This is a genomic window from Streptomyces sp. NPDC020681 (assembly GCF_044334895.1).
In the GTDB taxonomy this organism is placed as follows: Bacteria; Actinomycetota; Actinomycetes; order Streptomycetales; family Streptomycetaceae; genus Streptomyces.
This window is the reverse complement of sequence record NZ_JBIRTX010000008.1, coordinates 202,867-227,908: the sequence shown is the minus strand read 5'-3', so window position 1 is coordinate 227,908 and position 25,042 is coordinate 202,867. Positions and strand designations below refer to the sequence as shown.

At 70.9% G+C, this 25,042-nt stretch carries 22 protein-coding genes and 2 pseudogenes; 11 read left to right on the top strand and 13 right to left on the bottom strand.

From position 1 onward, the window contains the following. The first annotated feature begins 91 nt into the window (after positions 1 to 91). Entirely contained in the window at positions 92 to 310 is a 219-nt protein-coding gene (locus tag ACH4YL_RS21155) for a hypothetical protein (protein ID WP_398508923.1), read from the top strand. A 125-nt stretch (positions 311 to 435) separates the two neighbouring features. Here ACH4YL_RS21155 and ACH4YL_RS21150 read toward each other — a convergent pair whose 3' ends face one another. Then, positions 436 to 3,726 carry a S41 family peptidase gene (locus ACH4YL_RS21150; RefSeq protein WP_398508922.1) on the bottom strand — a complete coding sequence of 1,097 codons (3,291 nt, stop codon included), beginning with the start codon at positions 3,724 to 3,726 and terminating at the stop codon, positions 436 to 438. 225 nt (positions 3,727 to 3,951) lie between these two features. Between ACH4YL_RS21150 and ACH4YL_RS21145 the strand changes: the two genes are divergently transcribed. Together ACH4YL_RS21145 and ACH4YL_RS21140 are read left to right on the top strand one after the other, a co-directional pair. Further along, entirely contained in the window at positions 3,952 to 4,524 is a 573-nt protein-coding gene (locus ACH4YL_RS21145) for a TetR/AcrR family transcriptional regulator (protein ID WP_398508921.1), read from the top strand. Between the two features lie 111 nt (positions 4,525 to 4,635). Then, positions 4,636 to 6,816, top strand: coding sequence for an MMPL family transporter (locus ACH4YL_RS21140; protein ID WP_398508920.1), 2,181 nt, complete (start codon positions 4,636 to 4,638; stop codon positions 6,814 to 6,816). Positions 6,817 to 6,864: 48 nt separating this feature from the next. Here the strand turns inward: ACH4YL_RS21140 and ACH4YL_RS21135 are convergent, their stop codons facing one another. Next, complete coding sequence (locus ACH4YL_RS21135) at positions 6,865 to 7,221, bottom strand: SsgA family sporulation/cell division regulator (RefSeq protein WP_398508919.1); 357 nt, start codon at positions 7,219 to 7,221, stop codon at positions 6,865 to 6,867. Positions 7,222 to 7,375: 154 nt separating this feature from the next. Between ACH4YL_RS21135 and ACH4YL_RS21130 the strand changes: the two genes are divergently transcribed. The 6 genes and pseudogenes from ACH4YL_RS21130 (at position 7,376) to ACH4YL_RS21105 (ending at position 13,440) form a co-directional block, all read left to right on the top strand. Next, on the top strand, positions 7,376 to 8,452 hold the full coding sequence (locus tag ACH4YL_RS21130) for an energy-coupling factor ABC transporter permease (protein WP_398508918.1): 1,077 nt from the start codon (positions 7,376 to 7,378) through the stop codon (positions 8,450 to 8,452). 1 nt (position 8,453) lies between these two features. Then, positions 8,454 to 9,215, top strand: a complete 762-nt coding sequence (cbiQ, locus tag ACH4YL_RS21125; protein ID WP_398508917.1) for a cobalt ECF transporter T component CbiQ — start codon at positions 8,454 to 8,456, stop codon at positions 9,213 to 9,215. Beyond that, positions 9,212 to 9,955, top strand: coding sequence for an energy-coupling factor ABC transporter ATP-binding protein (locus ACH4YL_RS21120; RefSeq protein WP_398508916.1), 744 nt, complete (start codon positions 9,212 to 9,214; stop codon positions 9,953 to 9,955). Before cbiQ ends, ACH4YL_RS21120 begins: the two co-directional genes overlap by 4 nt. A 47-nt stretch (positions 9,956 to 10,002) precedes the next feature. After that, the gene (locus ACH4YL_RS21115; protein ID WP_398509096.1) at positions 10,003 to 11,166 is read left to right on the top strand and encodes a serine hydrolase domain-containing protein; all 1,164 of its coding nucleotides are present in this window, start codon (positions 10,003 to 10,005) and stop codon (positions 11,164 to 11,166) included. Then, positions 11,163 to 11,627, top strand: a pseudogene (locus tag ACH4YL_RS21110) (SDR family NAD(P)-dependent oxidoreductase); the annotation flags it as partial. The gene ACH4YL_RS21115 and the pseudogene ACH4YL_RS21110, both read left to right, overlap by 4 nt. Positions 11,628 to 12,183: 556 nt before the next feature. Continuing rightward, a complete protein-coding gene (locus ACH4YL_RS21105; protein WP_398509095.1) occupies positions 12,184 to 13,440 on the top strand; it encodes an IS110 family transposase in 1,257 nt (418 codons plus the stop codon). A 39-nt stretch (positions 13,441 to 13,479) separates the two neighbouring features. On the opposite strand, the gene ACH4YL_RS21100 is transcribed toward ACH4YL_RS21105, so the two are convergent. Beyond that, complete coding sequence (locus ACH4YL_RS21100) at positions 13,480 to 14,031, bottom strand: hypothetical protein (RefSeq protein ID WP_398508915.1); 552 nt, start codon at positions 14,029 to 14,031, stop codon at positions 13,480 to 13,482. Between the two features lie 131 nt (positions 14,032 to 14,162). Here ACH4YL_RS21100 and ACH4YL_RS21095 point away from each other — a divergent pair. Further along, positions 14,163 to 14,495, top strand: a pseudogene (locus ACH4YL_RS21095) (SDR family NAD(P)-dependent oxidoreductase); the annotation flags it as partial. Here ACH4YL_RS21095 and ACH4YL_RS21090 read toward each other — a convergent pair. The 9 genes from ACH4YL_RS21090 to rsmI form a co-directional block, all read right to left on the bottom strand. Next, positions 14,465 to 15,253, bottom strand: a complete 789-nt coding sequence (locus ACH4YL_RS21090) for a DUF817 domain-containing protein (protein WP_398508914.1) — start codon at positions 15,251 to 15,253, stop codon at positions 14,465 to 14,467. The pseudogene ACH4YL_RS21095 and the gene ACH4YL_RS21090 overlap by 31 nt on opposite strands. Before the next feature lie 77 nt (positions 15,254 to 15,330). Further along, positions 15,331 to 16,182 carry an EamA family transporter gene (locus tag ACH4YL_RS21085; RefSeq protein WP_398508913.1) on the bottom strand — a complete coding sequence of 284 codons (852 nt, stop codon included), beginning with the start codon at positions 16,180 to 16,182 and terminating at the stop codon, positions 15,331 to 15,333. Next, the gene (locus ACH4YL_RS21080; protein WP_398508912.1) at positions 16,179 to 16,667 is read right to left on the bottom strand and encodes a YbaK/EbsC family protein; all 489 of its coding nucleotides are present in this window, start codon (positions 16,665 to 16,667) and stop codon (positions 16,179 to 16,181) included. Before ACH4YL_RS21080 ends, ACH4YL_RS21085 begins: the two co-directional genes overlap by 4 nt. Before the next feature lie 61 nt (positions 16,668 to 16,728). Next, the gene (locus ACH4YL_RS21075; protein WP_398508911.1) at positions 16,729 to 17,622 is read right to left on the bottom strand and encodes a 4-(cytidine 5'-diphospho)-2-C-methyl-D-erythritol kinase; all 894 of its coding nucleotides are present in this window, start codon (positions 17,620 to 17,622) and stop codon (positions 16,729 to 16,731) included. Next, complete coding sequence (rsmA, locus tag ACH4YL_RS21070) at positions 17,619 to 18,479, bottom strand: 16S rRNA (adenine(1518)-N(6)/adenine(1519)-N(6))-dimethyltransferase RsmA (RefSeq protein WP_398508910.1); 861 nt, start codon at positions 18,477 to 18,479, stop codon at positions 17,619 to 17,621. The genes ACH4YL_RS21075 and rsmA overlap by 4 nt, the downstream gene beginning before the upstream one ends. Beyond that, a complete protein-coding gene (locus ACH4YL_RS21065) occupies positions 18,476 to 19,798 on the bottom strand; it encodes a ubiquitin-like domain-containing protein (protein ID WP_398508909.1) in 1,323 nt (440 codons plus the stop codon). Before ACH4YL_RS21065 ends, rsmA begins: the two co-directional genes overlap by 4 nt. Positions 19,799 to 19,950: 152 nt before the next feature. After that, on the bottom strand, positions 19,951 to 20,820 hold the full coding sequence (locus ACH4YL_RS21060; RefSeq protein WP_398508908.1) for a TatD family hydrolase: 870 nt from the start codon (positions 20,818 to 20,820) through the stop codon (positions 19,951 to 19,953). Positions 20,821 to 20,853: 33 nt separating this feature from the next. After that, positions 20,854 to 21,267, bottom strand: coding sequence for a hypothetical protein (locus tag ACH4YL_RS21055; protein WP_398508907.1), 414 nt, complete (start codon positions 21,265 to 21,267; stop codon positions 20,854 to 20,856). Positions 21,268 to 21,395: 128 nt separating this feature from the next. After that, the gene (gene rsmI / locus ACH4YL_RS21050; protein ID WP_398508906.1) at positions 21,396 to 22,283 is read right to left on the bottom strand and encodes a 16S rRNA (cytidine(1402)-2'-O)-methyltransferase; all 888 of its coding nucleotides are present in this window, start codon (positions 22,281 to 22,283) and stop codon (positions 21,396 to 21,398) included. A 54-nt stretch (positions 22,284 to 22,337) separates the two neighbouring features. On the opposite strand from rsmI, the gene ACH4YL_RS21045 reads away from it, so the two are divergent. Continuing rightward, complete coding sequence (locus ACH4YL_RS21045) at positions 22,338 to 24,059, top strand: dolichyl-phosphate-mannose--protein mannosyltransferase (protein ID WP_398508905.1); 1,722 nt, start codon at positions 22,338 to 22,340, stop codon at positions 24,057 to 24,059. Between the two features lie 29 nt (positions 24,060 to 24,088). On the opposite strand, the gene ACH4YL_RS21040 is transcribed toward ACH4YL_RS21045, so the two are convergent. Continuing rightward, on the bottom strand, positions 24,089 to 25,012 hold the full coding sequence (locus ACH4YL_RS21040) for a LysR family transcriptional regulator (RefSeq protein WP_398508904.1): 924 nt from the start codon (positions 25,010 to 25,012) through the stop codon (positions 24,089 to 24,091). Positions 25,013 to 25,042: the final 30 nt, after the last annotated feature.

Below are 25,042 nucleotides of genomic sequence, written 5' to 3'. Positions count from 1 at the left end.
CTGTGTCCGCGCATGCCACGCTGGTCGAGGCCCAGGGGGCGGCACGCCCCCGATCCCCTCACACCCTTCTTAGGAGTGAACCCTCATGGGCATGCAAGACCAGTTCAAGGAAAAGGCGCAGGAGCTCAAGTCGCAGGCGCAGAAGGCAGCGAGCGGCTCGCGGAAGGAAGAGCCGCCGCAGCGCGGCCGCCCGCCCCAGGAGCGCCGTCAGCCGCAGGAGCGCCGTCAGCCGCAGCAGCGTCCTGAGGAGCACTCCTCGCGCCAGTCCAGGCAGGACGAGGACAGGCTCAACCAGGACTTCGACGCCTGAGGCTTGCGCAGCGCGCGACCTTGCATGAGGCGCACCCGGGACGCCGGGTGCGCCTCAACGCGCGTCCGCGGGTGGGGAGTAAACCCCCGGCTCCCGCGGCGGGGCCAGAGGAGGGCGAGACCGCCTCAACCGAGCTGCCGTGGCGGCAACTTCGGGCGGCGGCGGTCCGGGACGTCGGCGTAGCCCGGTGGTTCCGCCGACGGGTGTTTCGCCAGCAGGTCGAGTGCCAGTCGGACCGCGTCGTCGAGTTGGACGTTGCGGCCCTCCGCCCAGTCCAGCGGAGTGCGCAGGGCGTCCAGGTCCGGGTCCACGCCGTGGTTTTCGATACCCCAGCGATACGCGTCGAACCACGCCGCGTTCATCGGGACCGTGATCACCGTGCCGTCGCCGAGGCGGTGGCGGCCCGTCATGCCCACCACCCCGCCCCAGGTGCGGCTGCCCACCACCGGGCCCAGGCCCAGGAGTTTGAACGCCGCCGTGATCATGTCGCCGTCCGAGGACGTCGCTTCGTCGGCCAGCGCGACCACCGGGCCCCGCGGCGCGTTCGAGGCGTACGAGACCGGCTGGGCGTTGCGCGTCAGGTCCCAGCCGAGGATCTTGCGGGTCAGCTTCTCCACGACCAGCTCGCTGATGTGGCCGCCCGCGTTGCCCCGTACGTCCACGATCAGCGCGGGACGGGCCATCTCCTTCCGCAGATCGCGGTTGAACTGGGCCCAGCCCGAGCCGCCCATGTCCGGGATGTGCAGGTACCCGCACTTGTCGCCGCTCAACTCCCGTACGACCTCGCGGCGTTTGGCCACCCAGTCCTGGTACCGCAGCGGCCGTTCGTCCACCAGCGGCACGATCGCCACCCGGCGCGAGCGCCCCTCACCCTCCGCCGGCTGGAACGTCAGCTCCACCGTCGTGCCGCCCGCCGCCGCCAGCATCGGGTACGGGCCCGTCACCGGATCCACCGGCCGTCCGTCGACGTGCGTGAGGATCGCGCCCTCCCGGATACCCGTGCCCGCCAGCGGCGAACGCGCCTTGGAGTCCGAGGAGTCGCCGGGCAGGATGCGCTTGACCATCCACTTCCCGTCCCGGCAGACCAGGTTCGCGCCCAGCAGCCCCATCGCCCGCTGGTAGTGCGGCGGCCCTTCGTTGCGCCGCGCGGGCGAGACATACGCGTGCGAGGTGCCCAGCTCCCCGAGCACCTCCCGCAGCAGGTCCGCGAACTCGTCCGGCGACGCGACCCGTTCGACCAGCGGACGGTACTGGTCGAGCACCGCGTCCCAGTCGATGCCGCACATGCCCGGCTCCCAGAAGTACGCGCTGGTGAGGCGGCCCGCCTCGCCGTACGCCTGGCGCCATTCGGAGGCCGGGTCCACCTCGTGCAGGATCCGCCGCAGATCGAGATAGACCGTCGAATCGCTGTCGCCGGTCTCCGTCGCGGGCACCGCGCGCAGCTCGCCGTCGTCCACGACGACCAGCCGCGTACCGTCGCCGCTGACCGCGAACCAGTCGAGATGACCGACCAGTTCGGTCTTGCGGGCCTTGGTGATGTCGAAGTGCTCCAGCGTGGGCCGGCCGGAGGTGTCGGACGGATTGGCGAAGGTCTCGCCGAGCGCGCCGGAGATCGGCCAGCGCAGCCAGACCAGTCCGCCGCCGCTGACGGGATGCAGCGCCGAGTACTTGGAGGCCGACACCGGGAACGGCGTCACCCGGCTCTCCAGACCCTCGATCTCCACCGTCACCGTGCCCGCACCCGTACTGGCGCCGGCGGCCTCGTCCCGCGCCGTGCCGGACTCCTCCAGCGGGTCGAGCCCGCCCGCCGCGGGCCGCCCGTCCGGCAGGAGAGCGAAGGGCGAGGGCGTCGCGGAGGAGAGCGGCACGAGATAGGGCCGGCAGCCGAGCGGGAAGGACAGGTCTCCGGTGTGCACGTCGTACACCGGGTCGAAGCCGCGCCAGGACAGGAACGCGAGATAGCGGCCGTCGCTGGTGAAGACCGGATTCTCGTCCTCGAAACGGCCGTTGGTGACGTCGACGATCGTACGGTCCATGATCCGGGCCATCTTGATCTGCCGCAGCGAACGGCCGATGCCCGGCTGCGACCAGGTCAGCCAGTGCCCGTCCGGCGAGAACGAGAGGTCGCGCACGGGCCCGTTGATGGACCGGATCAGCTCCGTCACCGCCCCGTTGGACTCCTCCGTCGAATCGATCAGCAGCAGCCGCCCGTCGTTCGACGCGATGGCGAGGCGCTCGCCGTCCGGGTCCGAGACCAGCTCCAGCACCCGGCCCAGCTCGCCCGAGGCCAGCCGCCGCGGTTCCCGGTCGCCGCTCGCGCGCGGCAGATACGCGATCTCGACGGCGTCCTCGCCCTCCGCGTCCGTGACATAGGCGACCTGGCCGCCGGTTCCGAGCATCTCCGGAAGCCGGACCCGTACACCCGGGGTGTCCGCGATCGTCCGCGCGGGCCCGTCGCGGTGCGTGAGCCAGTACAGGCTGCCGCGTACGGAGACGGCGCTGGCCCGGCCGGTCGCGTCGACCGAGATGGAGTCCACATGGCTGGCCGCCGGCACCTGGTACGTACGGCGTCCGGCGCGCGGCCCGCCGAGCTGCACCTCGAGCTTGCGCGCCCGCGCGTCCGCGGCGGCGAGGTCGTCGACGATCCACAGATCGCCGGCGCACTGGTACACGACCCTGCGACCGTCGCTCGAGGCGTGCCGGGCATAGAAGTCGTCATGATCGGTGTGCCGCCGGAGATCTGTCCCGTCGGGCAGACAGGAGTAGAGATTGCCGATGCCTTCGTGGTCGGAGAGGAACGCGATCCGTCCGGAGACGAACATCGGGCACTCCAGATGCCCGTTCAGATCGGCGAGCAGCCGCTCGCCGTGCAGCCACAGCCGGCCCGTCGCCCCGCCCCGGTACCGCTTCCAGGCGGCCGGCTCGTGCGGTGGCTTGCCGGTCAGCAGCAGCGTGCGGTGCTCGTCCTCGACATCGATGACCTGGATGTCGGAGGCAGGGCCCCAGGGCAGGCGCCGGCCCGGGGAGCCGTCGGTGCCGACCTTGTAGGCCCAGGAGAAGTACGAGAACGGCTGGCCGTGCGAGGAGACGGCGAGGATGTGGCCGTCCGGGGCCCAGCCGCAGACCCGGGTGTCGGTGGAGCCCCAGTAGCTGAGCCGGCGCGCGGGTCCGCCCTCGACCGGCACAAGATGGATCTCGGGGTCGAGGCTGCGCCAGGTCGTGTATGCGATGTGGTGGCCGTCGGGCGAGAAGCGCGGATGACCGACCCGCGTCCGGTCGACGGTGAGCCGCCAGGCCCGGCCGGGCCGGTGGCCTGCCGGGACGAGAGGAGCGATCCAGAGATCGTCCTCGGCGGCGAAGCACAGCAAGTCGTTGTGGAGGTGCGGGTAACGGAGATACGCCACGTCGTCGCTCACCCCCCAATGCTTTCCGTGCCCAGGAGGCGCGGCAACTTGTGGGGCAGGGGGAATCGTGTTCGTGCCCCGGACCGTGGCCCCGTCCGCGATCGCCGCCGCGGTGATTCCGTCCGCGATTCCGTCCGTGACCCAGACCACAAGCGAAACGGTTTCGTTTCGTTGCGAGCCGGGTTACGGTCTATGTGTACGAAACCGTTTCGTTCGGTTGGCGATGGGAGGCCGATCATGTCCCGCAGCCGGCTCACCGCCGAGCGTGAGGCAGAGCTGTACGAAGCCGTGCTCGATCTGCTGCGCGAAGTCGGCTACGACGCCCTGACCATGGACGCCGTCGCCGCCCGGACCCGATCGAGCAAGGCCACGCTCTACCGCCAGTGGCGGAGCAAGCCGGAGCTGGTGGCCAGAGCGCTCAGGCACGACAAGCCGGTCGATGTCGGAGACATCGACACCGGCACGTTGCGCGGCGACTTCCACGCGATGCTGCTGCGCACCGACAACTGTCAGATGGAGCGGGACTCCGCGCTGATGCGGGGTCTGGCCCAGGCCATCCATACCAATCCCGATCTCCACCAGGCGCTGCGCGAGCTGCTGATCGAGCCCGAGAAGACCGGGATGAACACGCTGCTGCGGCGGGCGGTGGAGCGGGGTGAGATCAGTGCGGACAACCCCGCGCTGAAGTTCGTCCTGCACATGGTGGTCGGCGCGTTCGTCTCCCGCCAGCTGATCGACGACCGGGACCCCGACCGGGACTTCCTCACCCAGTACCTGGACGCCGTGGTGCTCCCCGCCCTCGGCGTCTGACCTCCCCGCACCATCTCCCCGAAGCCGTACTGCACTACCTGACGCGCGCCGCTCTCGTCGTCGGGCCGGCTCCCCATGCCCTGTTCACCTCACTTACGGGAGTACGCCCTCGTGGCCACGTATCTCTACAAACTCGGGCGGTTCGCCTTCCGCCGACGCCGACTTGTCGCCCTCCTCTGGGTGGCGCTCCTGGCCGTCGCCGGATTCGGCGCGGCCACCGCGGCACCCGCCACATCGTCGTCCTTCTCCATCCCCGGCACCGAGGCCCAGAAGGCCTTCGACCTGCTCGAGGAGCGCTTCCCCGGCGGCAGCGCCGACGGCGCGACCGCCCGGGTCGTCTTCAAGGCCCCCGAGGGCCGCAAGATGACCGAGCCGGCCAACAAGGCCGAGGTGAACAAGGCGGTCACCGCGCTCAAGGAGGGCTCCGACCAGATCGCCTCCGTCTCCGACCCGTACACCGCCAACGCCGTGTCCAAGGACGGCGGGACGGCGTACGTGTCCGTCTCGTACAAGGTCAACTCGATGGAGCTGACCGACGAGACCCGTGAGGCGCTGGAGGAGACCGGCACCCAGGCCAAGGACGCCGGGCTGACGGTGGAGATCGGCGGAGACGCGCTGCAGGCCGTCCCGGAGACCGGGGCCGGGGAGATCATCGGCGTCGCGATCGCCGCGGTCGTGCTGGTCATCACCTTCGGCTCGCTGGTCGCCGCCGGACTTCCGCTGCTCACCGCGATCATTGGCGTCGGCATCGGCATCTCGACGATCACCGCGCTCGCGAACGTGCTCGACCTCGGCTCGACGACCTCCACGCTGGCGATGATGATCGGCCTCGCCGTCGGCATCGACTACGCCCTCTTCATCGTCTCGCGCTACCGCGCCGAACTCGCCGAGGGCCGAGAGCAGGAGGAGGCGGCCGGCCGGGCCGTCGGCACCGCGGGCTCCGCGGTCGTCTTCGCCGGCCTGACCGTGGTCATCGCGCTCGTCGGCCTCGCCGTGGTCAACATCCCGATGCTCACCAAGATGGGCTTCGCCGCGGCAGGCACGGTCGTGATCGCGGTCCTCATCGCGCTCACGCTCATCCCGGCACTTCTCGGCTTCGCCGGCAATCGCGTGCTCGGCCGCAAGGTCCGCAAGGGCAAGGACGTGAGCGACAAGCCGAACATGGGCACCCGCTGGTCCCGCTTCGTGCTGCGCCGCCCGGTCACCGTGCTGCTCGCCGGCGTCATAGGCCTCGGCGCCATCGCCATCCCGGCCTCGTCGCTGGAGATGGGCCTGCCCGACGACGGTTCGCAGCCGGTGAGCACCACCCAGCGCAAGGCGTACGACCTGCTGTCCGACGGCTTCGGCGCCGGCTTCAACGGTCCGCTGTTGGTGGTCGTCGACGGCGACAAGAGCGCCGCCGACCGCACGGTCGAGGACATCAAGGGCCTGGACGGCGTGGCCGCCGTGACCCCGCCGACCCTCAACAAGGCGGGCGACACCTCGACGATCACGGTCATCCCGAAGGACCGGCCCTCGTCCGCCGAGACGGAGAACCTGGTCCACTCCATCCGGGACGGCAGCGGCGACGACGTGCTGGTCACCGGCGCGACCGCGATGAACATCGACTTCTCGCAGAAGATGAACGACGCGCTGCTGCCCTATCTCGCGCTGGTCGTCGGACTCGCCTTCCTGCTGCTGATGCTCGTCTTCCGCTCGATCCTGGTGCCGCTGAAGGCGGCGCTCGGCTTCCTGCTCTCCGTCGTCGCGGCGCTCGGCGCGGTCGTCGCCGTCTTCCAGTGGGGCTGGCTGGGCTCGCTGTTCGGCGTGGAACAGACCGGCCCGATCATGTCGATGATGCCGATCTTCATGGTGGGCGTGGTCTTCGGCCTGGCGATGGACTACGAGGTCTTCCTGGTCACGCGGATGCGTGAGGCGTATGTCCACGGCGAGCGGCCGGGCGCGGCGATCGTCACCGGCTTCAACCACGGAGCCCGGGTGGTCGCGGCCGCGGCGGTGATCATGATCGCGGTGTTCTCGGGCTTCATCGGCTCCAGCGAGCAGATGATCAAAATGATCGGCTTCGGTCTCGCGATCGCGGTGTTCTTCGACGCCTTCGTGGTCCGGATGGCGATCGTGCCCGCGGTGCTCGCGCTGCTCGGCCACAAGGCGTGGTGGCTGCCGCGCTGGCTGGACCGGCTGCTGCCCAATGTGGACGTGGAGGGCGAGAAACTGCACAAGCAGCTGACCGCTGCTCCCGAGGGCGTCAGTCCGGAAGACCCGGACGAGGAGCGGAAGTTGGTACGCGTCTGATCCCGGCGCGCGCCTGATCGGGGCGCGCGCCGAAGGCGGCCGTACTCGTCAGTTCTGGGTGGATCCCTGGGTGGCGGGTGCGGCCGCTGCGTATGTGTGGCGCAGGAAGCGCATGACTACCTTTGAGTCGAACTGCACCACCGCCACGCCGTCCTGGGTATGGAACTCCACCACCATCTGGACCCGGCCGCAGGGCCAGACCTCGACGTCGCCGCTGCGGGCCGGGGCGCGCAGCCCCGTCTCCAGCAGCTCGCGCGGGAAGGTCCATTCGCGGCCGCTGGGGAAGGCGAAGCGAACGTCCTGCGGATCCGAGGGTTCGTAGAAGAGGGCTACGCGTACCGGTCGGTACTGAGGAGCATCGGTGACGATCCGTGCCCATGCATGCTCTTCCAGGGTGGGGGACATCGGCCGCTCCTCACTTTTTGCACTCTTTGTCATCTAATGTCCCATATTTCGCGCGGAAAGCTCGATTCCCTTCTGTGACAGATGCGCTCTTGCAACTCGTTTGCAAGAAGGCAATCATGGAACAGTTATCCACCTGTCCGAAGCGGAGCCCTCCATGCACGTCCCCGACGGATTCATCAACGCACCGATATCGGTGGCCGCCGGAGTCGCGGCCGCCGGTGCTGTGGCCGTCAGCCTGCGGGGAGCCCGCCGCGAACTGGGCGGCTCGCCGGTCGGGCTGGTCGGCGCGGAGCGCACCGCGCCGCTCGCCGGACTCGTCGCCGCCTTCATTTTTGCCGTACAGATGCTCAACTTCCCCGTCGCGGCCGGAACAAGCGGACATCTGCTGGGCGGTGCGCTCGCCGCGATCCTCGTCGGTCCGTACACCGGCGTGCTGTGCATCGCGGTCGTCCTGCTGATGCAGGGAGTCCTCTTCGCGGACGGCGGCCTCACCGCGCTCGGCGTGAACATCACCGTCATGGGCGTGGTCACGGTCGTCGTGGCGTACGGCCTCTTCCGTCTGCTGGTCACCGTGCTGCCGCGCGGCCGCCGCTCGGTCACCGCCGCCTCCTTCGTCGCCGCGCTGGTCTCCGTCCCGGCCGCCGCCGGTGCCTTCACGCTGATCTACTCCGTCGGCGGCACCACCGACGTGCCGATCGGCAAGGTCCTCACCGCGATGGTCGGCGTCCATGTCCTCATCGGCATCGGCGAGGCCGTGATCACCATGCTCACGGTCGGCGCGGTCCTCGCCGTCCGGCCCGACCTCGTATACGGCGCCCGCGGACTGTCCGCGCCGCTCAAGCTGCGCATCGGCGGCGAGCTGGTCGACGCCGAGCCGGTCGCGGCCCCCGCGGCGACCGGCGTCTCGCCGCGCAAGGTCTGGCTGACCGGCCTCGCCATCCCGCTCGTCCTCGCGGGCGTCGTCTCCTTCTACGCCTCCGCCAGCCCGGACGGCCTGGAGAAGGTGGCCGCCGACAAGGGCATCGACAAGAACGTCGAGGAGCACGCCGCCGCCGACTCCCCGCTCGCCGACTACGGCGTCAAGGACGTCTCGAACGCGCGCATCTCCGGCGGCCTCGCGGGCGTCATCGGCGTCGGCGCGACCGTCGTCGTGGGCAGCGGGGTCTTCCTGGTCGTCCGCCGCCGTCGCCCGGCCGCCGACGAGGCCACCCGCGTCCCGGAGTCCGTCTGACATGGGCGCGGGCCACAGTCACAAGCTCTACCGGCACGGTCACTCGCCCGTCCACGACCTGCCGCCGCACTGCAAGCTCGTCGCCGTCTTCTGCTTCGTCCTCGTCGTGGTCTCCACGCCGCGCGAGGCCGTGTGGGCCTTCGGCCTCTACGCGGCGCTGCTTGTGGCTGTCGCGGCCGTGGCCCGTATCCCCGCCGCGTTTCTGCTGCGCAGGCTCCTCATCGAGATCCCGTTCGTGGCCTTCGCGCTGCTGATGCCGTTCGTCGTGCCCGGTGAGCAGGTGTCCGTCCTCGGCATCTCGCTGAGCGTGCCGGGCCTGTGGGGCGCTTGGAACATCCTGGCCAAGGGGACGCTCGGCGTCGCCGCGTCCGTGATCCTCGCCTCGACGACCGAGCTGCGCTCGCTGCTGCTCGGACTTCAGCGCCTCAGGCTGCCGCCGCTGCTGGTGCAGATCGCCTCCTTCATGATCCGCTACGGCGATGTGATCACCGACGAGATGCGCCGGATGTCGATCGCCCGCCGCTCCCGCGGCTTCGAGGCGAAGGGCGTACGGCACTGGGGCGTGCTCGCCAAGTCCGCCGGCGCGCTCTTCATCCGCTCCTACGAACGCGGTGAGCGGGTGCATCTCGCGATGGTGAGCCGCGGCTACACCGGCTCCATGCCGGTGATCGACGAGGTGACCGCGTCCCGGGCCCAGTGGTCGTACGCCGCTGCCCTCCCGGTGACGGCGCTCGCCGTCTGTCTGCTGGGATGGACCCTATGACTGCTTCTCTCGAGGTGAAGGGCCTGGCCTACGCCTACCCGGACGGCCACCAGGCCCTCTTCGGCGTCGACCTCACCGTGGCACGCGGCGAACGGGTCGCGCTGCTCGGCCCCAACGGCGCGGGCAAGACCACTCTCGTCCTGCACCTCAACGGCATCCTCGCCGGCGGCGCGGGCTCCGTGTCGGTCGCGGGCCTGCCGGTCGCCAGGCGGCATCTCGCGGAGATCCGCCGTCGCGTCGGCATCGTCTTCCAGGACCCGGACGACCAGCTGTTCATGCCCACCGTCCGCGAGGACGTGGCCTTCGGGCCCGCGGCCGCCGGGCTGCGCGGCGCCGAGCTCGAAGCACGCGTCGTTGCGGCGCTGACCCAGGTCGGCATGGAGAGCTACGCGGACCGGCCGCCGCACCATCTCTCCTTCGGACAGCGACGGCGGGTCGCGGTCGCCACCGTGCTCGCGATGGAGCCGGAGATCCTGGTGCTCGACGAGCCGTCGTCCAATCTCGACCCTGCCTCGCGGCGTGAACTCGCCGACATCCTGCGGTCGTTGGACGTCACCGTGCTCATGGTCACGCACGACCTGCCGTACGCGCTCGAACTGTGCCCCCGCGCGGTGATCCTCAGCGAGGGCGTGATCGCGGCGGACGGACGTACGCAGGACCTGCTCGGCGACGAGGAGCTGATGCGGGCGCACCGGCTGGAGCTGCCGTTCGGCTTCGACCCGAAGACCGTGTCTCTCTGAACCCCAGGCACCATGGAGGGATGAGCGGAACGGGGAGAACAGGCGCAGTGGACGTCAGGGGCACGGTCGCGGACGGCTTCGAGCCGGTCCACGATGCCTTTGTCCGCAACTTCGAGCAGCGTGGCGAGCGGGGCGCGGCCGTGGCCGTCTACCGGGACGGGCGCAAGGTCGTCGACCTGTGGGCAGGCACCCGGGACGTCGACGGACCCGAGCCGTGGGCCGTGGACACCGCGCAGATCGTCCGCTCGGTGACCAAGGGCGTCGCCGCGGCCGTCGTCCTGCTGCTGCACCAGCGCGGCCAGATCGACCTGGACGCGCCGGTGGGCACGTACTGGCCGGAGTTCAAGGCGGCGGGCAAGGACCGGATCGCCGTACGGCAGCTGCTCTCGCACCGCGCCGGGCTGCCGGTGCTCGACCGGCCCCTCAGTCCGGCCCAGGCGGCCGACGGCATCAGCGGCCCGGCGGCGCTCGCCGCGCAGCGCCCGGCCTGGGAGCCCGGCACCGACCACGGCTACCACGCGATGACCTACAGCTGGCTGATCGCCGAACTGGTGCGCCGGGTCACCGGCCGGACCATCGGCCGCTGGGTCGCCGAGGAGATCGCCCGCCCGCTCGGCCTGGACTTCTGGATAGGGCTGCCGCCGGAGGAAGCTCACCGGGTCGGCCGGATCGGGCCCGTCGACGAACCGGCGACGGCCGCCGGAGGAGGGCTCAAACTGCGGCCCAAGCGCGCCGTCTCCGACGCCTACCACGACCCCGAGTCCCTCACCCGCCGCGCCTTCCGCGTGATCGACCCGGCACCCGACGAGAACGACCCCACCTACCGCGCCGCCGAACTCCCCGCATCCGGCGGCATCTCCACTGCCCGCGCGCTCGCCCGCTTCTACGCGGCGACGATCGGCGACGTCGACGGCGGCACCCGGCTGTTCGCGCCGGCCACGGTCACGCTGGCCCGCACCGAGGAGTCGGCGGGCCCGGACCGTGTGCTGGTCGTGAACACCCGCTTCGGCCTCGGCTACATGCTGCACGGCCCCGCGGCCCCGCTCCTCGGCCCCGGCTCCTTCGGCCACCCCGGCCGCGGCGGCTCGCTCGGCTTCGCCGATCCCGAGTCGGGCATCGCGCTCGGCTATGTGACCAACGGGCTGCGCAAGGGAGTTACGGCGGATCCCCGCGCCCAGGCGCTGATCAGGGCGGTGCGTTCGGCCGTATGACAAACGGTCTTGGACGTTTCGAGGGATACGGCGTACTGATCACGGGCGCGGCCCGCGGCATCGGCGAGGCGACCGCGCGACGGCTCGCCTCGGAAGGCGCTCCCGTCCTCATCACCGACGTGGACGGCGAGCAAGCCGCGCTGACCGCGGCGGACATACCGGGCGCGGACTCGTTCCGCTGCGACGTGGCCGACCGCACGTCGGTCCATGCGGCAGTGGCGTACGCCGTCGAACGCGTCGGGGCGCTGGACGTCCTGGTCAACAGCGCCTCCTCGTGCACCCCCGACACACCGCTCGTGGAGGACCTGCCGGACGACGCCTGGCTGCGTGACCTGGACATCACACTCACAGGCGCGTTCCGCTGCGCCCGCGCCGCCATGCCGCACCTGGAAGCCTCGGGCCGGGGCGCGATCGTCAACATCGGCTCCGTCAACGCCGAGCAGGACTTCGGGAACCACGCCTAATCCCCATGTACGGACGGAACGGGCCAGTGCAGAACCCCGGACTGTTCGAACAGCAGGGCCGCCATGCCTTCTGACTTCCGGACACGCGATGTCTCTCCACAGAGCGGCGGACAGTCCTGCTGCTTGTGGTGACGGCCTGGCAGGTGCCGAGCGGATGCCTGAATCACGCCGGGCTTCGACGCCTCGCTGTAGACCGCGCGGCGTTCGGCGCCGCCTGAGCCGTCACCACAATGCCGATGTTGATGTTCGTCGGCACTGGGCGGATGCCTGTTGCGATCCGGGCTCTGGTGCCTCAGCGCAGAGCGGCGCTGCCCAGGGCCGTCGAGCGTCAACACTCGCACCTTGATCACTCGTTGGTGTTGGTGGTGCGAGCCCACTACACGGTGACCTCTTGTGAAGCCCGAGCCGTCTGAGCTCCCGCATAGACCGAGGCCCGTGGGGTGAGCTGGTGCCACGAACGGCTACTGAGGTGGCGGACCGGCCCTCGTGCCGAGTCCTGGGATTAGGTCGCCGCGTGGTTCCGCACGAGCTCGTGACCAGCGCAAACAGCCCGATGGGGAGGAACACCTTGATCTACTGCGGCATCGACTGGGCCGAGCGCACACATGACGTCGCCCTGGTCGACGGCAGCGGCCAGTTACTGGCCAAACGGCACATCACCGACGACGCGGCGGGCTACAAAATCCTGCTGGATCTGCTCGTCGAGCACGGCGACAGCGAGGAGAGCCCGATCCCTGTCGCAATCGAAACCTCCCGCGGCCTGCTTGTCGCGGTGCTGCGGACGGGCAAGCGGCAGGTGTTCGCGATCAACCCGATGGCCGCCGCCCGCTATCGCGACCGGCACTCGGTCTCGCGCAAGAAGTCCGACCCTGGCGACGCCCTGGTGCTCGCGAACATCCTGCGCACCGACATGCACGCCCACCGGCCACTGCCCAACGACAGCGACCTCGGCCGGGCAGTCTCCGTCCTGGCCCGTGCTCAGCAGGACTCGCTCTGGAACCGGCAGCAGCTGTCCAACCAGCTTCGTTCGCTGCTGCGGGAGTACTACCCGGCCGCCTTGGCAGCCTTCGAGCCCTGGCGCAACGGTCTGTGTCGGCCGGAGGCCAGGGAGCTTCTGAAGGCGGCCCCGACGCCGACCCGGGCCGCGCGGTTGACCCGTACGCAGCTGGAGGCCGCGCTCAAGCGGGCCGGCCGCAAGCGGGGCATCGCGGCCGAGGCCGAGCGGCTCCGGGACATGTTCCGCCACGACTACGCTCACCAGCCGCCGCTGGTCGAGGACGCACTGGGCAAGCAAATGCTCGCCCTCCTGGTCCAGTTGGAGGCCGCCTGCACCGCCGCCGACGACCTCGCCGAGGCGGTCGAAGAGGCTTTCCCTCAGCACCCGGACGCTGAGATCATCCTCAGCTTCCCCGGCCTCGGCGTCCAGCTCGGCGCCCGGGTGCTCGCCGAGATCGGAGACGACAAGGCCCGCTTCGCGGACGCCCGCGGTCTGAAGGCATACGCCGGTGCCTCGCCCATCACCAGGGCCTCCGGCAAGAAGTCCAGCATCACCCGGCGGTGGGTGAAGAACGACCGGCTCAACCACGCCGGCTACCTCTGGGCCTTCGCCTCCATCACCGCGTCACCCGGCGCCAAGACCCACTACCGGCGTCGCCGCGACGACCACGGCGACTGGCACGCCGCCGCACAGCGCAACCTCTTCAACCGCATGCTCGGCCAGCTCTACCACTGCCTCCAGCAGAGTCAGCGATATGACGAGGCATTGGCCTTCCCAGCTCCACCCGACGAAGTGGTCACAGCGGCCGCGTAATCAGAGGCCACATCGCACGTGCAGCGATCAGGAGGACGCCTATCGGGGCAGGCGACCCACCACGGCACGGAGCCTCTCTCGCCCTGCCGTGACGCTCGCGTCCCACAGACCTGCGGCGTCACCGCTCAGCGAGAGGGACTGGAGCCGTTGTTCGTCGGCCAGAAGGCTGGCACCTGCCACATTCTGGTCCAGCATGCCCATCGCGGTGAGTGCCGCATGGCCGCAGGACACCGCGTCATCAGCGTTGCCCGAGTTGTGGGCCAGCAGGGCATAGCGCAGGCAGAGGGCGGCGAAGAACGCGTAGGTGTCGGCGACACCGGTGACCCCCTCGTCGTCCGGCTGGAGCTCCGGAAACCGCTCCAGCCAGCGCACTCGCTCGGCGGCGTCGGCGAGTGGCTTGTCGGCAAGCCAAAGACCGCTCACGGACTCCACATAGAGGTCCAGGTCGGCTTCCCGCCCCGGTACGCCCGCCCGCAGGCCGACGAACAGGGGCGCCATGCGTTCCGCACAGGCGGCGACATACAGGCGGACCGCTTCGCCGCGCCCGTCGCGAAGCGCCTCCTTGACGGCCCCCTCCACCAGCGTCTCCACGTCTCACCCTCATCCCGTTCGAACAGATCGACAGGCTACACAGCGGGCTGAGGGCCGCAGCTTGACGCGTTGACTGCCTGAGGTGTCTACAGCGCGGCCAAGGCGGGCCTGACCTAACAGACAGGCCCTAGCTCACCCGCACGCTGGCGGGCGACGGGGCCCCGCGCGGCGTCCGTGTCAACCAGATCAACCCGGGCACGGTCTGCACGCCCACCTGGTCGGGCCGCGAGAAGAGTCTGGAGGCCGTGAGCGACGTCTACCCGCTCGGCCGGGTCGGCGAGCCGGCGGACATCGCGGCGGCGGTGGCGTTCCTCGCGTCGTTGGACGCGGCCTGGATCACGGGCACGACGCTGCGGGTGGACGGAGGACTGCTGGCGGTGAACGGGGCGTTCGAAGCGGTCATGGCGGAGGAACGCCGCAGGGATGCCAGGCGTCATGGCGTCGACGCCATCGCCCGCCTCTGACAGTCCGGCCGCTGCCGGGCCGCCAGCACAAACGTCACGGTGATCAGCAGCGCCCACGCACCGAACTTCGCCACCGACACCGGCTGCCAGCCGCCGAGTTGGTCGGGATAGCTCCAGGCCCCGGCGTACGTCGCGATGTTCTCCGCGACCCAGAGGAAGAAGCCGATGAGCACAAAGGCCAGCGCGAGCGGCATCCGGTGCTCACGCGCGCCGACGCGGAAGCGCACCCACGTGCCGGCGGTCGCGCACACCAGCGCCGCGGCGAGCACCCAGCGCAGGTCCGGCAGCCAGTGGTGGGTGAAGAAGTTCAGATAGACCCCGGCCGCCAGCACCGCCATGATCCGCGGCCGGTACCCGTACACCCGCAGGTCGAAGAGGTGCCAGGCCCGGCACACATAACTGCCCACCGCCGCATAGAGAAAGCCGCCGTACAGCGGCACGCCCGCGACCTTCGTCAGCGCGTCCTCGGGATAGCTCCACGATCCCATCCGCACCTTGACCAGCTCGAAGAGCAGCCCGATGAGATGGCATCCGGCGATCACCCAGGTGTCCCGCGCACTGTCCCAGCCGAGCCTCCTGGCCAGTACCGCCAGGCCGATCCCGTACAGCAGCACCAGGTCGTAGCGCGCGACCGGCAGCTCGGGCAGCAGACGCGAGGCCGCGATGCCGCCGACGAGCGCGAACGCGAAGGCGCAGCTGCGGGCCTGCAGCCAGCCGAAGCGGAGCAGCTGATGAGTCCAGTGCGTGATCGTCACCATGACGGGAAGGACGTCAGAAGGCGGCCATCGGTTCGATCAAGGGTTCGGGACGAGGCCGGACCAGAAGGGCCCGCGCCTCAACTCGCGCGCAGCATCAGCCCGATGCCCACCACCATCAGTCCCGCCGCCGCGATCCGCGGTCCGCCGAACCTTTCCTTGAAGAACAGCGCCCCGATCGCCGCGCCCACGATGATCGACGACTCGCGCAGCGCCGCGACCGGCGCCAGCGGCGCGCGGGTCTGCGCCCACAGGATCAGCCCGTACGCCGAGATCGACAGCACCGCGCCGACCGCGCCCCGTGCCGCGTACGGCCGCAGCTTCCGCAGCAGCTCGCCGCGGTGCACACGGAACGCGTACCACGGCACCAGGATCCCCTCCAGGACCATCAGCCAGGCGATATAGCCGACCGGCGTGCCGGAGGCGCGTACGCCGACGCCGTCCACGACCGTGTACGCGGCGATCGACAGTCCGGTCGCCAGCGCCGCCAGCAGCGCGGGCCAGTGCGGCACCGAGCCCGAGCCCCTGATGCCCCACAGCGCCACGCCGACGAGACCCACCGAGGCCAGCGCGACGCCCGCCAGCTGCCAGCGGTTGAGCGTCTCGCCGACGAACACCGCCGCCAGCGCGGTCACCACCATCGGCGCCGTGCCGCGCGCGATCGGATACATCTGACCGAAGTCGCCGAGGCTGAAGGACCGCATCAGCAGCGCCTGGTAGCCGACGTGCAGCAGCGCGGACGCGACCAGATACGGCCACGCCCCGGCCTTGGGCAGCGGCGCGAAACACGCTGCCACCGCGCCGATCACGGCCGCGCCGCCGACGATCAGGGTGAAGGCGACCAGCTGGTCCTTGATGGTGTGTGCGAGCGCGTTCCAACTGGCGTGCGTGACCGCGGCGATCAGCACCGCCGCCGCGACCAGTACGGTCACGCGGTGCGCTCGCGGACGTCCACCAGCGTGCCGCCCGCGTGCGCGATCAGCGTCTTCGGGTCGAGCGGAAAGACCGTGTGCGGGGTCCCGGCCGCCGCCCACACCACGGCGTGGTCCAGCAGCGCACGGTCGGCCAGCACCCGGGTCCTGGTTGCGTGGCCGAAGGGCGGGACACCGCCGATCGCGTAGCCGGTGGTCTCCCGGACCAGATCGGCGTTCGCGCGCTTCACGGACGCGGCGCCGAGCTCCTGCCGTACGCGCTCCACGTCGACCCGCGACGAACCGTCCATCAGCACGAGCACCGGCTCCCCGTCCGCCTCGAAGATCAGCGACTTGACGATCTCGCTGACGTCGCAGCCGATCGCGGCAGCCGCTTCGGCGGCGGTACGGGTGGCGTCCGGGAAGCGGCGGACCGGGACTTCGAGGCCCAGTTCACGCAGCGCCGCCGCGAAGCGGGGATGGGCGTCGGTGTCGTGAGTGCTCATGCACGGCACGCTAGCGGTAGCTGTACGGGCCACGCGAGCGGCTTTCACACGGCCTGGCCGGTTACAGAACCGTCGCGCCGGCCGCCGGAGACGTGGCCACCCTCGCCGTCCTGCACACCGACGAGGACCGCAGCACCTCGGCGACCTCCTCCGCCGCGTCCGCGTCCTTCGTCAGGAAGGCCGTCGTCGGGCCGGAGCCCGAGACCAGCGCCGCGAGCGCGCCCGCCGCCGTGCCCGCCGCGAGCGTCTGCGCGAGGGACGGTCGCAGCGAAAGGGCCGCGGGCTGGAGGTCGTTGGCGACCGCGCCCGCGAGGGCCGTCGCGTCGCCCGTACGCAGGGCGTCGAGCAGCTCCGGCGAGGCGGCAGGGTCCGGGACCTCGACGCCTTCGTTGAGGCGGTCGAACTCGCCGTACACCGCCGGCGTCGACAGACCGCCGTCCGCCACCGCGAACACCCAGTGGAACTCGCCGCCGACCGCCAGCTCGGTCAGCCGCTCACCGCGCCCGGTGCCCAGCGCCGCCCCGCCCACCAGGCTGAACGGCACATCGCTGCCCAACTCCGCGCAGATGGCGAGCAGTTCGGAGCGGGACGAGCCGAGGTCCCACAGTGCGTCGCACGCCAGCAGCGCTCCCGCGCCGTCCGCGCTGCCGCCGGCCATGCCGCCCGCGACCGGGATGTCCTTGGCGATATGGATATGGACGTCGGGCGACAGTCCATGGCGGGCCGCGAGCAGTTCGGCCGCGCGCGCCGCCAGGTTCGTACGGTCCAGGGGCACTTGGTGCGCGTCCGGACCCTCGCAGGTGATCGTCAGCGACGCCGCGGGGCGCACGGTCACCTCGTCGTACAGGGACACGGCGAGAAAGACATTGGCCAGGTCGTGGAAGCCGTCCGGCCGGGCGCCGCCCACCGCCAGCCGGACATTGACCTTGGCGGGGACTCGTACCGTGACGCTCACGCCTTCGCCTCCGCGATCCGTGCGAACTCCTCGACCGTCAGAGCCTCTCCGCGGGCCTGCGGCGAAATCCCGGCCGCCACCAGCGCCTTCTCGGCCGCCGCCGGCGAACCGGCCCAGCCCGCCAGCGCCGCGCGCAGCGTCTTGCGCCGTTGCGCGAAGGCCGCGTCGACCACCGCGAAGACCTCCGCCTTGGTGGCGGTGGTGTCCACGGGCCTGGACCGGCGCACCAGGGACACCAGGCCGCTGTCCACGTTGGGTGCGGGCCAGAAGACATTGCGGCCGATCGATCCGGCGCGCTTCACCTCGGCGTACCAGTTCGCCTTCACCGACGGGACGCCGTAGACCTTGTTGCCCGGCGAGGCCGCGAGCCGGTCGGCGACCTCCGCCTGGACCATCACCAGCGTCCGCTCGATCGTCGGGAAGCGGTCCAGCATATGGAGGAGCACCGGCACGGCGACGTTGTACGGAAGGTTCGCGACGAGCGCGGTCGGCTCCACGCCCGGCAGCTCGTCGACGAGCATCGCGTCGGAGTGGACCAGCGAGAAGCGCATCGCGCGCTTCGGCATCCGCGCCACGATCGTCGACGGCAACGCGCCCGCCAGCACATCGTCGATCTCGACGGCGACGACCCGGTCGGCGGCCTCCAGCAGCGCGAGGGTCAGCGAACCGAGCCCGGGGCCGACCTCGACGACGACATCGTCCTCGCGCACTTCGGCGGTGCGGACGATCCGCCGGACGGTGTTGGCGTCGATGACGAAGTTCTGGCCGCGCTGCTTGGTGGGGCGTACGCCCAGCGCTGCGGCCAGTTCACGGATGTCGGCGGGGCCGAGGAGTGCGTCGGGCTCAGTGGTGCTCACCGATACAGCCTACGGCCGCAGTGCGGCCACGGACTCGCCCCCCGCTGCACGTAGAGCTTCTTCGCCCGGTACGTCTGCTCCGAGGCGGGCGCGTCCTGCGGGCGCCCGCTGCCGCCGAGCGCGCGCCAGGTCCCGGTGTCGAACTGATAGAGACCGCCGTACGTCCCCGACGGGTCGACCGCGCCCACCCGGCCGCCGGACTCGCAGTGCGCGAGCGCGCCCCAGTCCAGCCCGTCCGCACCCGCCACGGAGTGCGGCAGCGGCTTGGTGCCCACCTTCACCCGCTGGGTGACCGGCGCGCGCACCACCTCCTCGGCGATCTTCCGCGGCTTCTGCCGTACGCCGTTAACCGTCCGCAGCTGGTAGGTGACCCGGCGCGCGCCCGGCCGCCCCTGCCGTACGACGACCTCCGTGCCCGCGAACAGCGACGGATCCTCGGTCCTCACGACGTCGAAGCCGATCGGCTCCTCGCGGACCTGCTTGCTGCCGGTGATCCGCATGACGGTGACGGTCTGGCCGTCGCGCGGAAAGCTCTCCTGCGGCACCGACGTGGTGTCCTGGCCGCTGAGCGCGATGCCCGCCTCGGCCAGCGCCTCGTGCACGGTCGCCGCGTTCGTGCGGATGGTCCGCGCGCGCCCGTCGGCCATGAAGGTCACCGTCCGCTCGGTCCGCACGTCGAGCGCGAGGCCCGTGCGCGAGATCACCGACGAGCGGGACGCGGACAGGAACGCGCCCTCGGCCCGCACGCCGAGCTGGCGCAGCGCTTCGTCGACGGTGCGCGCGGTGGTCCACACGCGGCGTCGCTGCCCGTCGAGCGTGAGTGTCACGGGCCGGCCGTAGCGGACGACGACGTCGTCCCCGTCGGCAAGGGCGGCGCCGGGAGCCGGGGCGATGATGTCGTGCGCGCCGACGCCGAGCCCTTCGTCCTCCAGCAGCTCCGCCACGTCGTCGGCGAAGGTGTGCATGGTGCGCGGCACTCCGTCGACGGTGAGGCGGACGGCCTTGTCGCTGGCGACGAACGCCGATGTGCCGCCGGCGAGGAAGGCGACGACCAGGGCCTGCGGGACGAGCCGGCGCAGTGTGTCGGGCTTCTCGGCGCTCTTGCGGCGGCGGCCGGCCCGGCGTGCCTCGGAGCGTGGGACGGAAGCGGAGGGCGGCGGTGCCTGACGCGGCAGCGCGGGCACGGTGGGTGCGGCGGCGGTGGGCCATGCGTCGTACGAGGAATCGGCGTCGGCCGCCGGATCGGGCGGCTCCGGTGTCCTGGTGGCGGCGCGGCGGGCGCTGCGTCCGGCTCGGTGACTGCCCTGCGAATTGCTCACGACGCTCCGTAAGGTCCGGTTCCGGTCCGCCCGATGGCGTTGCGATGGCGCTGCGGGCCGGGACGATAGCGGAGCGTCGGTCACTCTCCAAAGCCATTCGGCTACACGGAGTTGTGGCGCCGGTCGTGCGCGCCGTCGCCGCTCGTTATCCCTCAGTAATCAAAGGCGGCGGCGGTGTTCGCCGAGATCGCCGCGGCCAGCGTGTCCTCGTCGAGCCCCAGCACCTGGGCCATCGCCCGCAGCGTGACCGGAATGAGATACGGCGCATTAGGCCGTCCGCGGTACGGCGCGGGCGTGAGAAAGGGCGCGTCGGTCTCGACGAGCACCAGTTCGCGCGGAGCGACGGCGAGTGCGTCGCGCAGCGGCTGCGCGTTCTTGAAGGTCACATTGCCCGCGAAGGACATGAAGTAGCCGTTGGCCGCGCACACTTGAGCCATTTCAGCGTCACCGGAATAGCAGTGGAAGACGGTCCGCTCGGGCGCGCCTTCCTCGGCGAGAATCCGCAGCACATCGGCGTGCGCCTCGCGATCGTGGATGACGAGCGCCTTGCCGTGCCGCTTGGCGATCTCGATGTGGGCGCGGAAGGAGCGTTCCTGGGCGGCGATCCCGTCCGGTCCCGTACGGAAGTAGTCCAGGCCGGTCTCGCCGACGGCCTTCACCTGGCCGAGCGCGGCCAGCCGGTCGATCTCGCCGAGCGCGTCGTCGAGAGCGCTGTCGCCCCCGGCCTCGCGCGCACCCTGCCGCGACCAGCCGTCAGGGTCGCCGAGCACGATGCGCGGAGCCTCGTTCGGATGCAGCGCCACGGCGGCGTGCACACTCCCGTGCGCCGCGGCCGTCTCCGCCGCCCAGCGCGAACCCTTGATGTCGCAGCCCACCTGCACCACGGTTTCCACACCCACCGCGGCCGCCCTGGCCAGGGCCTCCTCGACGGTGCCCTCCTGCATGTCCAGGTGGGTGTGCGAATCGGCGACCGCCACCCTGAGCGGTTCTGGCAGTGGCGGCGGCGCGGACTTCGAACTCATGGGCGCGATCCTACGAGGCCCGCGCCCACGGCCTCACTTGCGGTGGAAGAGGTCCGAGAGATGCCAGTGCCGCGGCTCGGCCGATTCGGGCTGCGAGGTCTGCGAGGTCTGCGAGGTCTGCGCGGGCGACCCCTCCGGCGGCCCGCTCTCCACCAGTCCGGCGGCCGTCGCCGGCTTCACATACGGCTCCATCAGGTTGTGCTCGTGCACCGAGGACACCTGGCCGGCCCGCATGATCCGTACGACATGGCTTTCGCAGTTCTGACACGTCGGGCTCGACAGCGGCGAAGGCACCCGCACGCCGTCGGTCTTGTAGACGATGAATTCCTGCCCCGAAGCGTCGTGGTGGTGCTCGATGTCGTACGACTGCTCCCAGCCGTGTCCGCAGCGCATGCAGGCGAAGGCGTATGCCTCGTGGACCTTGGCGGTGCCTGTGATCTCACTCATGCCAGCTCCTTTCCACTGACCCAGTGGACGCCCATTCCGGCGGGAGCGCATCAGCGCCTGTCGAGTATTGGTTCGGTCTTTGGCCTACCCATGCACAAACGGCCAGGACACGGTCTGCGCTTTGCTTTTCACGATAGACCTTTACCGTCCGCAGGGACCGTTCGAGCCGCATTCTTTGCCGCCACCACGGCATCGAAGACCTCGCGTTTGGGCAGGCCGGCCTCGGTGGCCACCGCGGCGATGGCCTCCTTGCGGCGCTCGCCCGCCTCCTCGCGCACCTGCACCCTGCGCACCAGCTCAGCGGCGTCCAGATCGGCGGGACCGGACTCCGGCGCTCCCTCCACGACGACGGTGATCTCGCCGCGTACGCCCTCGGCGGCCCAGGCCGCCAGTTCGCCGAGACCGCCGCGCTTGACCTCCTCGTATGTCTTGGTCAGCTCACGGCACACCGCGGCGCGCCGCATCGGTCCAAAAACTTCGGCCATTGCGGTGAGGGTGTCGTCGAGCCGGTGCGGCGCCTCGAAGTAGACGAGCGTGCGGCGCTCGGCCGCGACCTCGCGGAGCCGGGAGAGCCGTTCGCCCGCCTTGCGCGGCAGAAAGCCCTCGAAGCAGAAGCGGTCCACCGGCAGGCCCGACAGCGCGAGCGCGGTGAGCACGGCGGACGGCCCCGGCACGGCCGTGACCTTGATGTCCTTCTCGACGGCCGCGGCGACGAGGCGGTAGCCGGGGTCGGAGACGGACGGCATCCCGGCGTCGGTGACCAGCAGCACCCGCGCACCGCCCGCCAGCGCCTCGACCAGCTCCGGCGTACGGGCCGCCTCGTTGCCCTCGAAGTACGACACGACGCGCCCGCGGGTCTGCACACCGAGCGCCTGGGTGAGCCGGCGCAGCCGCCGGGTGTCCTCGGCGGCCACGATGTCGGCGCCCTCCAGTTCGGCGGCGAGCCGGGGCGGCGCGTCCGCCGTATCGCCGATGGGGGTCCCTGCGAGTACCAGCGTTCCTGTCACACACACCATCCTCGCAGGACCCGCACGCACGACTCGCACAGTCGCGTTCCCTACGATGGCGCGGTGACCAGTACCGCGCCTCAGACCTTGCAGGGCAAGGACGCCGATCAGCAGCCGCCCGGCTGGCAGCAGCGGCTGCGCAGATTCGGCTACGTGCCCCGGCCCGTGATCGGGCTGCGCGAACGCCTGGTGCCGCCCTACACCCGGCCGTCCGAACGGATCTGGCCGGTGTTCGGCATCCCGCCGACCATCGTGAACCCGCTGCTGCGGGCGGCCTCCTGGGGCGGTCCGCTGCTGGTCGCGCTGGTCGCGGGCGTGCTCCGGTTCGTGAATCTGGGCAAGCCGGATGCGGTGATATTCGACGAGACGTACTACGCCAAGGACGCCTGGGCGCTGATCAACCAGGGGTACGAGGGCAGCTGGCCCAAGGACATCGACAAGCAGATCCTGAAGGATCCGTCGTCCGTCCCGATCCCGACCGACCCCGGCTATGTGGTGCATCCGCCGGTCGGCAAGTGGGTCATCGGCCTCGGCGAGCAGCTCTTCGGCTTCACGCCGTTCGGCTGGCGCTTCATGGTCTTTGTGCTCGGCACGCTGTCGGTGCTGATGCTCTGCCGGATCGGCCGCCGGCTGTTCCGCTCGACGTTCCTGGGCTGCCTGGCGGGCGCCCTGCTCGCGGTGGACGGCCTGCACTTCGTGATGAGCCGCACGGCGCTGCTCGACCAGGTGCTGATGTTCTTCGTGCTGGCCGCGTTCGGCGCGCTGCTCATCGACCGGGACTGGGCCAGGCGCAGACTCGCGGCGGCGCTGCCGGAGGACGCGGACGGCGTGCTCCGGCCGGACGCGACGGTCGCGGAAACGGTGCGCCTGGGCTGGCGGCCGTGGCGGCTGACGGCGGGCGTGATGCTGGGCCTGGCGGCAGGCACGAAATGGAACGGCCTCTACGTGTTGGTCGCCTTCGGTCTGCTGACCGTGCTCTGGGACGTCGGCGCCCGCCGCACGGCCGGCGCGGTCCAGCCGTACAAGGCGGCCTTGAAGAAGGACGTCGTACCGGCCTTCGTCTCCACCGTCCCGGTCGCGATCGCCACCTACATCGCCTCCTGGACCGGCTGGATCGTCACGGACAAGGGCTACTTCAGGAACTGGGCCACCACGGCCGGCGAAGGCGGCAGCTTCACCTGGCTGCCCGACTGGCTGCGGAGCCTTTGGCACTACGAGACCGAGGTCTACGAGTTCCACGTCAATCTGACCTCCGGCCACACCTACCAGTCCAACCCCTGGAGCTGGATCGTCCTGGGCCGCCCGGTCTCGTACTACTACGAGGACCCGAAGGCGGGCACCGGCGGCTGCCCCGCGGACGCGGGCGACAAGTGCGCGAGCGAGGTGCTGGCGCTGGGCACCCCGATGCTCTGGTGGGCGGCCGTCTTCGCGATCTGCTACATCCTGTGGCGCTGGGCCTTCCGCCGCGACTGGCGCGCGGGCGCGATCGCCTGCGCGATCGCGGCGGGCTGGGTGCCGTGGTTCTTCTACCAGGAACGCACGATCTTCCTGTTCTACGCGGTCGTGTTCGTGCCGTTCCTGTGCCTGGCGGTGGCGATGATGATCGGCGCGATCCTGGGGCCACCGGGCTCGGACGAACGGCGGAGAGCGATCGGGGCGATCGGCGCGGGTGTGCTGGTCCTGCTGATCATCTGGAACTTCATCTACTTCTATCCGCTGTACACGGGAGCGGTGATCCCGCTGGACGACTGGCGGAACAGGATGTGGCTGGACACCTGGGTCTAGAGCCTTTCGTCTGGATCAGGCGAAAGGCCCTACAGCGGTGTGTCCGTGTCGATCGCCGCGACCCGCAGGGCGTCGGCGACCCGGGCGACGGGCTCGGTCGGCGGGGCCGGGAGCCGGGCGAGGAGCAGCCGCCGCTGCTCCTGCGGGCCGCCGCGCACCGGCAGGATGCGTACGCCGGGAGGTGCGGCGGGGGCGAGTGAGGCGGCCACGGTGGTGATGCCGCAGCCCGCGGCGACGAGATGGAGTTTGGCCAGCCAGTCGCGCGCGGTGTGCGCGATCTCGGGCCGCTCGTCCAGGCCGGGCCACACGCCCATCAGCCGGTCCTCACCGGACATGGGACCGGCGATCCAGCGCCGGCCGCGCAGATCGGCGACGTCGACGAAATCACCGCGGGCGAGCGGATGGGCGGCGGGCACCGCGAGGCGCAGAGCGCGTTCGGTGAGCGTCTGCACGGCCAGCGGCGGCGACTCGTCGTCCGGCGACCGGAACGGCGGCGCCGACCCCAGGAGCGCCAGGTCCACGCTGCCCGCCCGCAGGGCCCGGACCAGAGACGGAGTGCCGCCTTCGCGTGTGACGACCGTGATGGCGGGGTCCGTGCGGGCCAGTGCGGCAAGCGCCCGCGGCAGCAGCACGGGGCCCGCGCTGGGGACCCAGCCCACCCGTACCGTCGCGCCCTGGGCGGGCAGGCCGGACAACTCCCGTGCGGTGGCGTCGATCTGGTCGAGCACGACGGTGGCCCGGCGCAGCACGACCCGGCCGGCGGCCGTCAGCCGTACGCCGTCGCGACGCCGCTCCAGCAGCTCCGCACCCGCCGCCCGCTCGATGGAGGCGATCTGCCGTGACACCGCCGACTGCGTGTAGCCCAGCGCGGTCGCGGCGGCGGTGAAGGTGCGCTGCTCGGCGACCGTACGGAAGACCCGCAGCGCGGTGAGCGAGACATCGGTGAAGTCCATGAGGATTACGCATACCAGGTGTGCGTAACT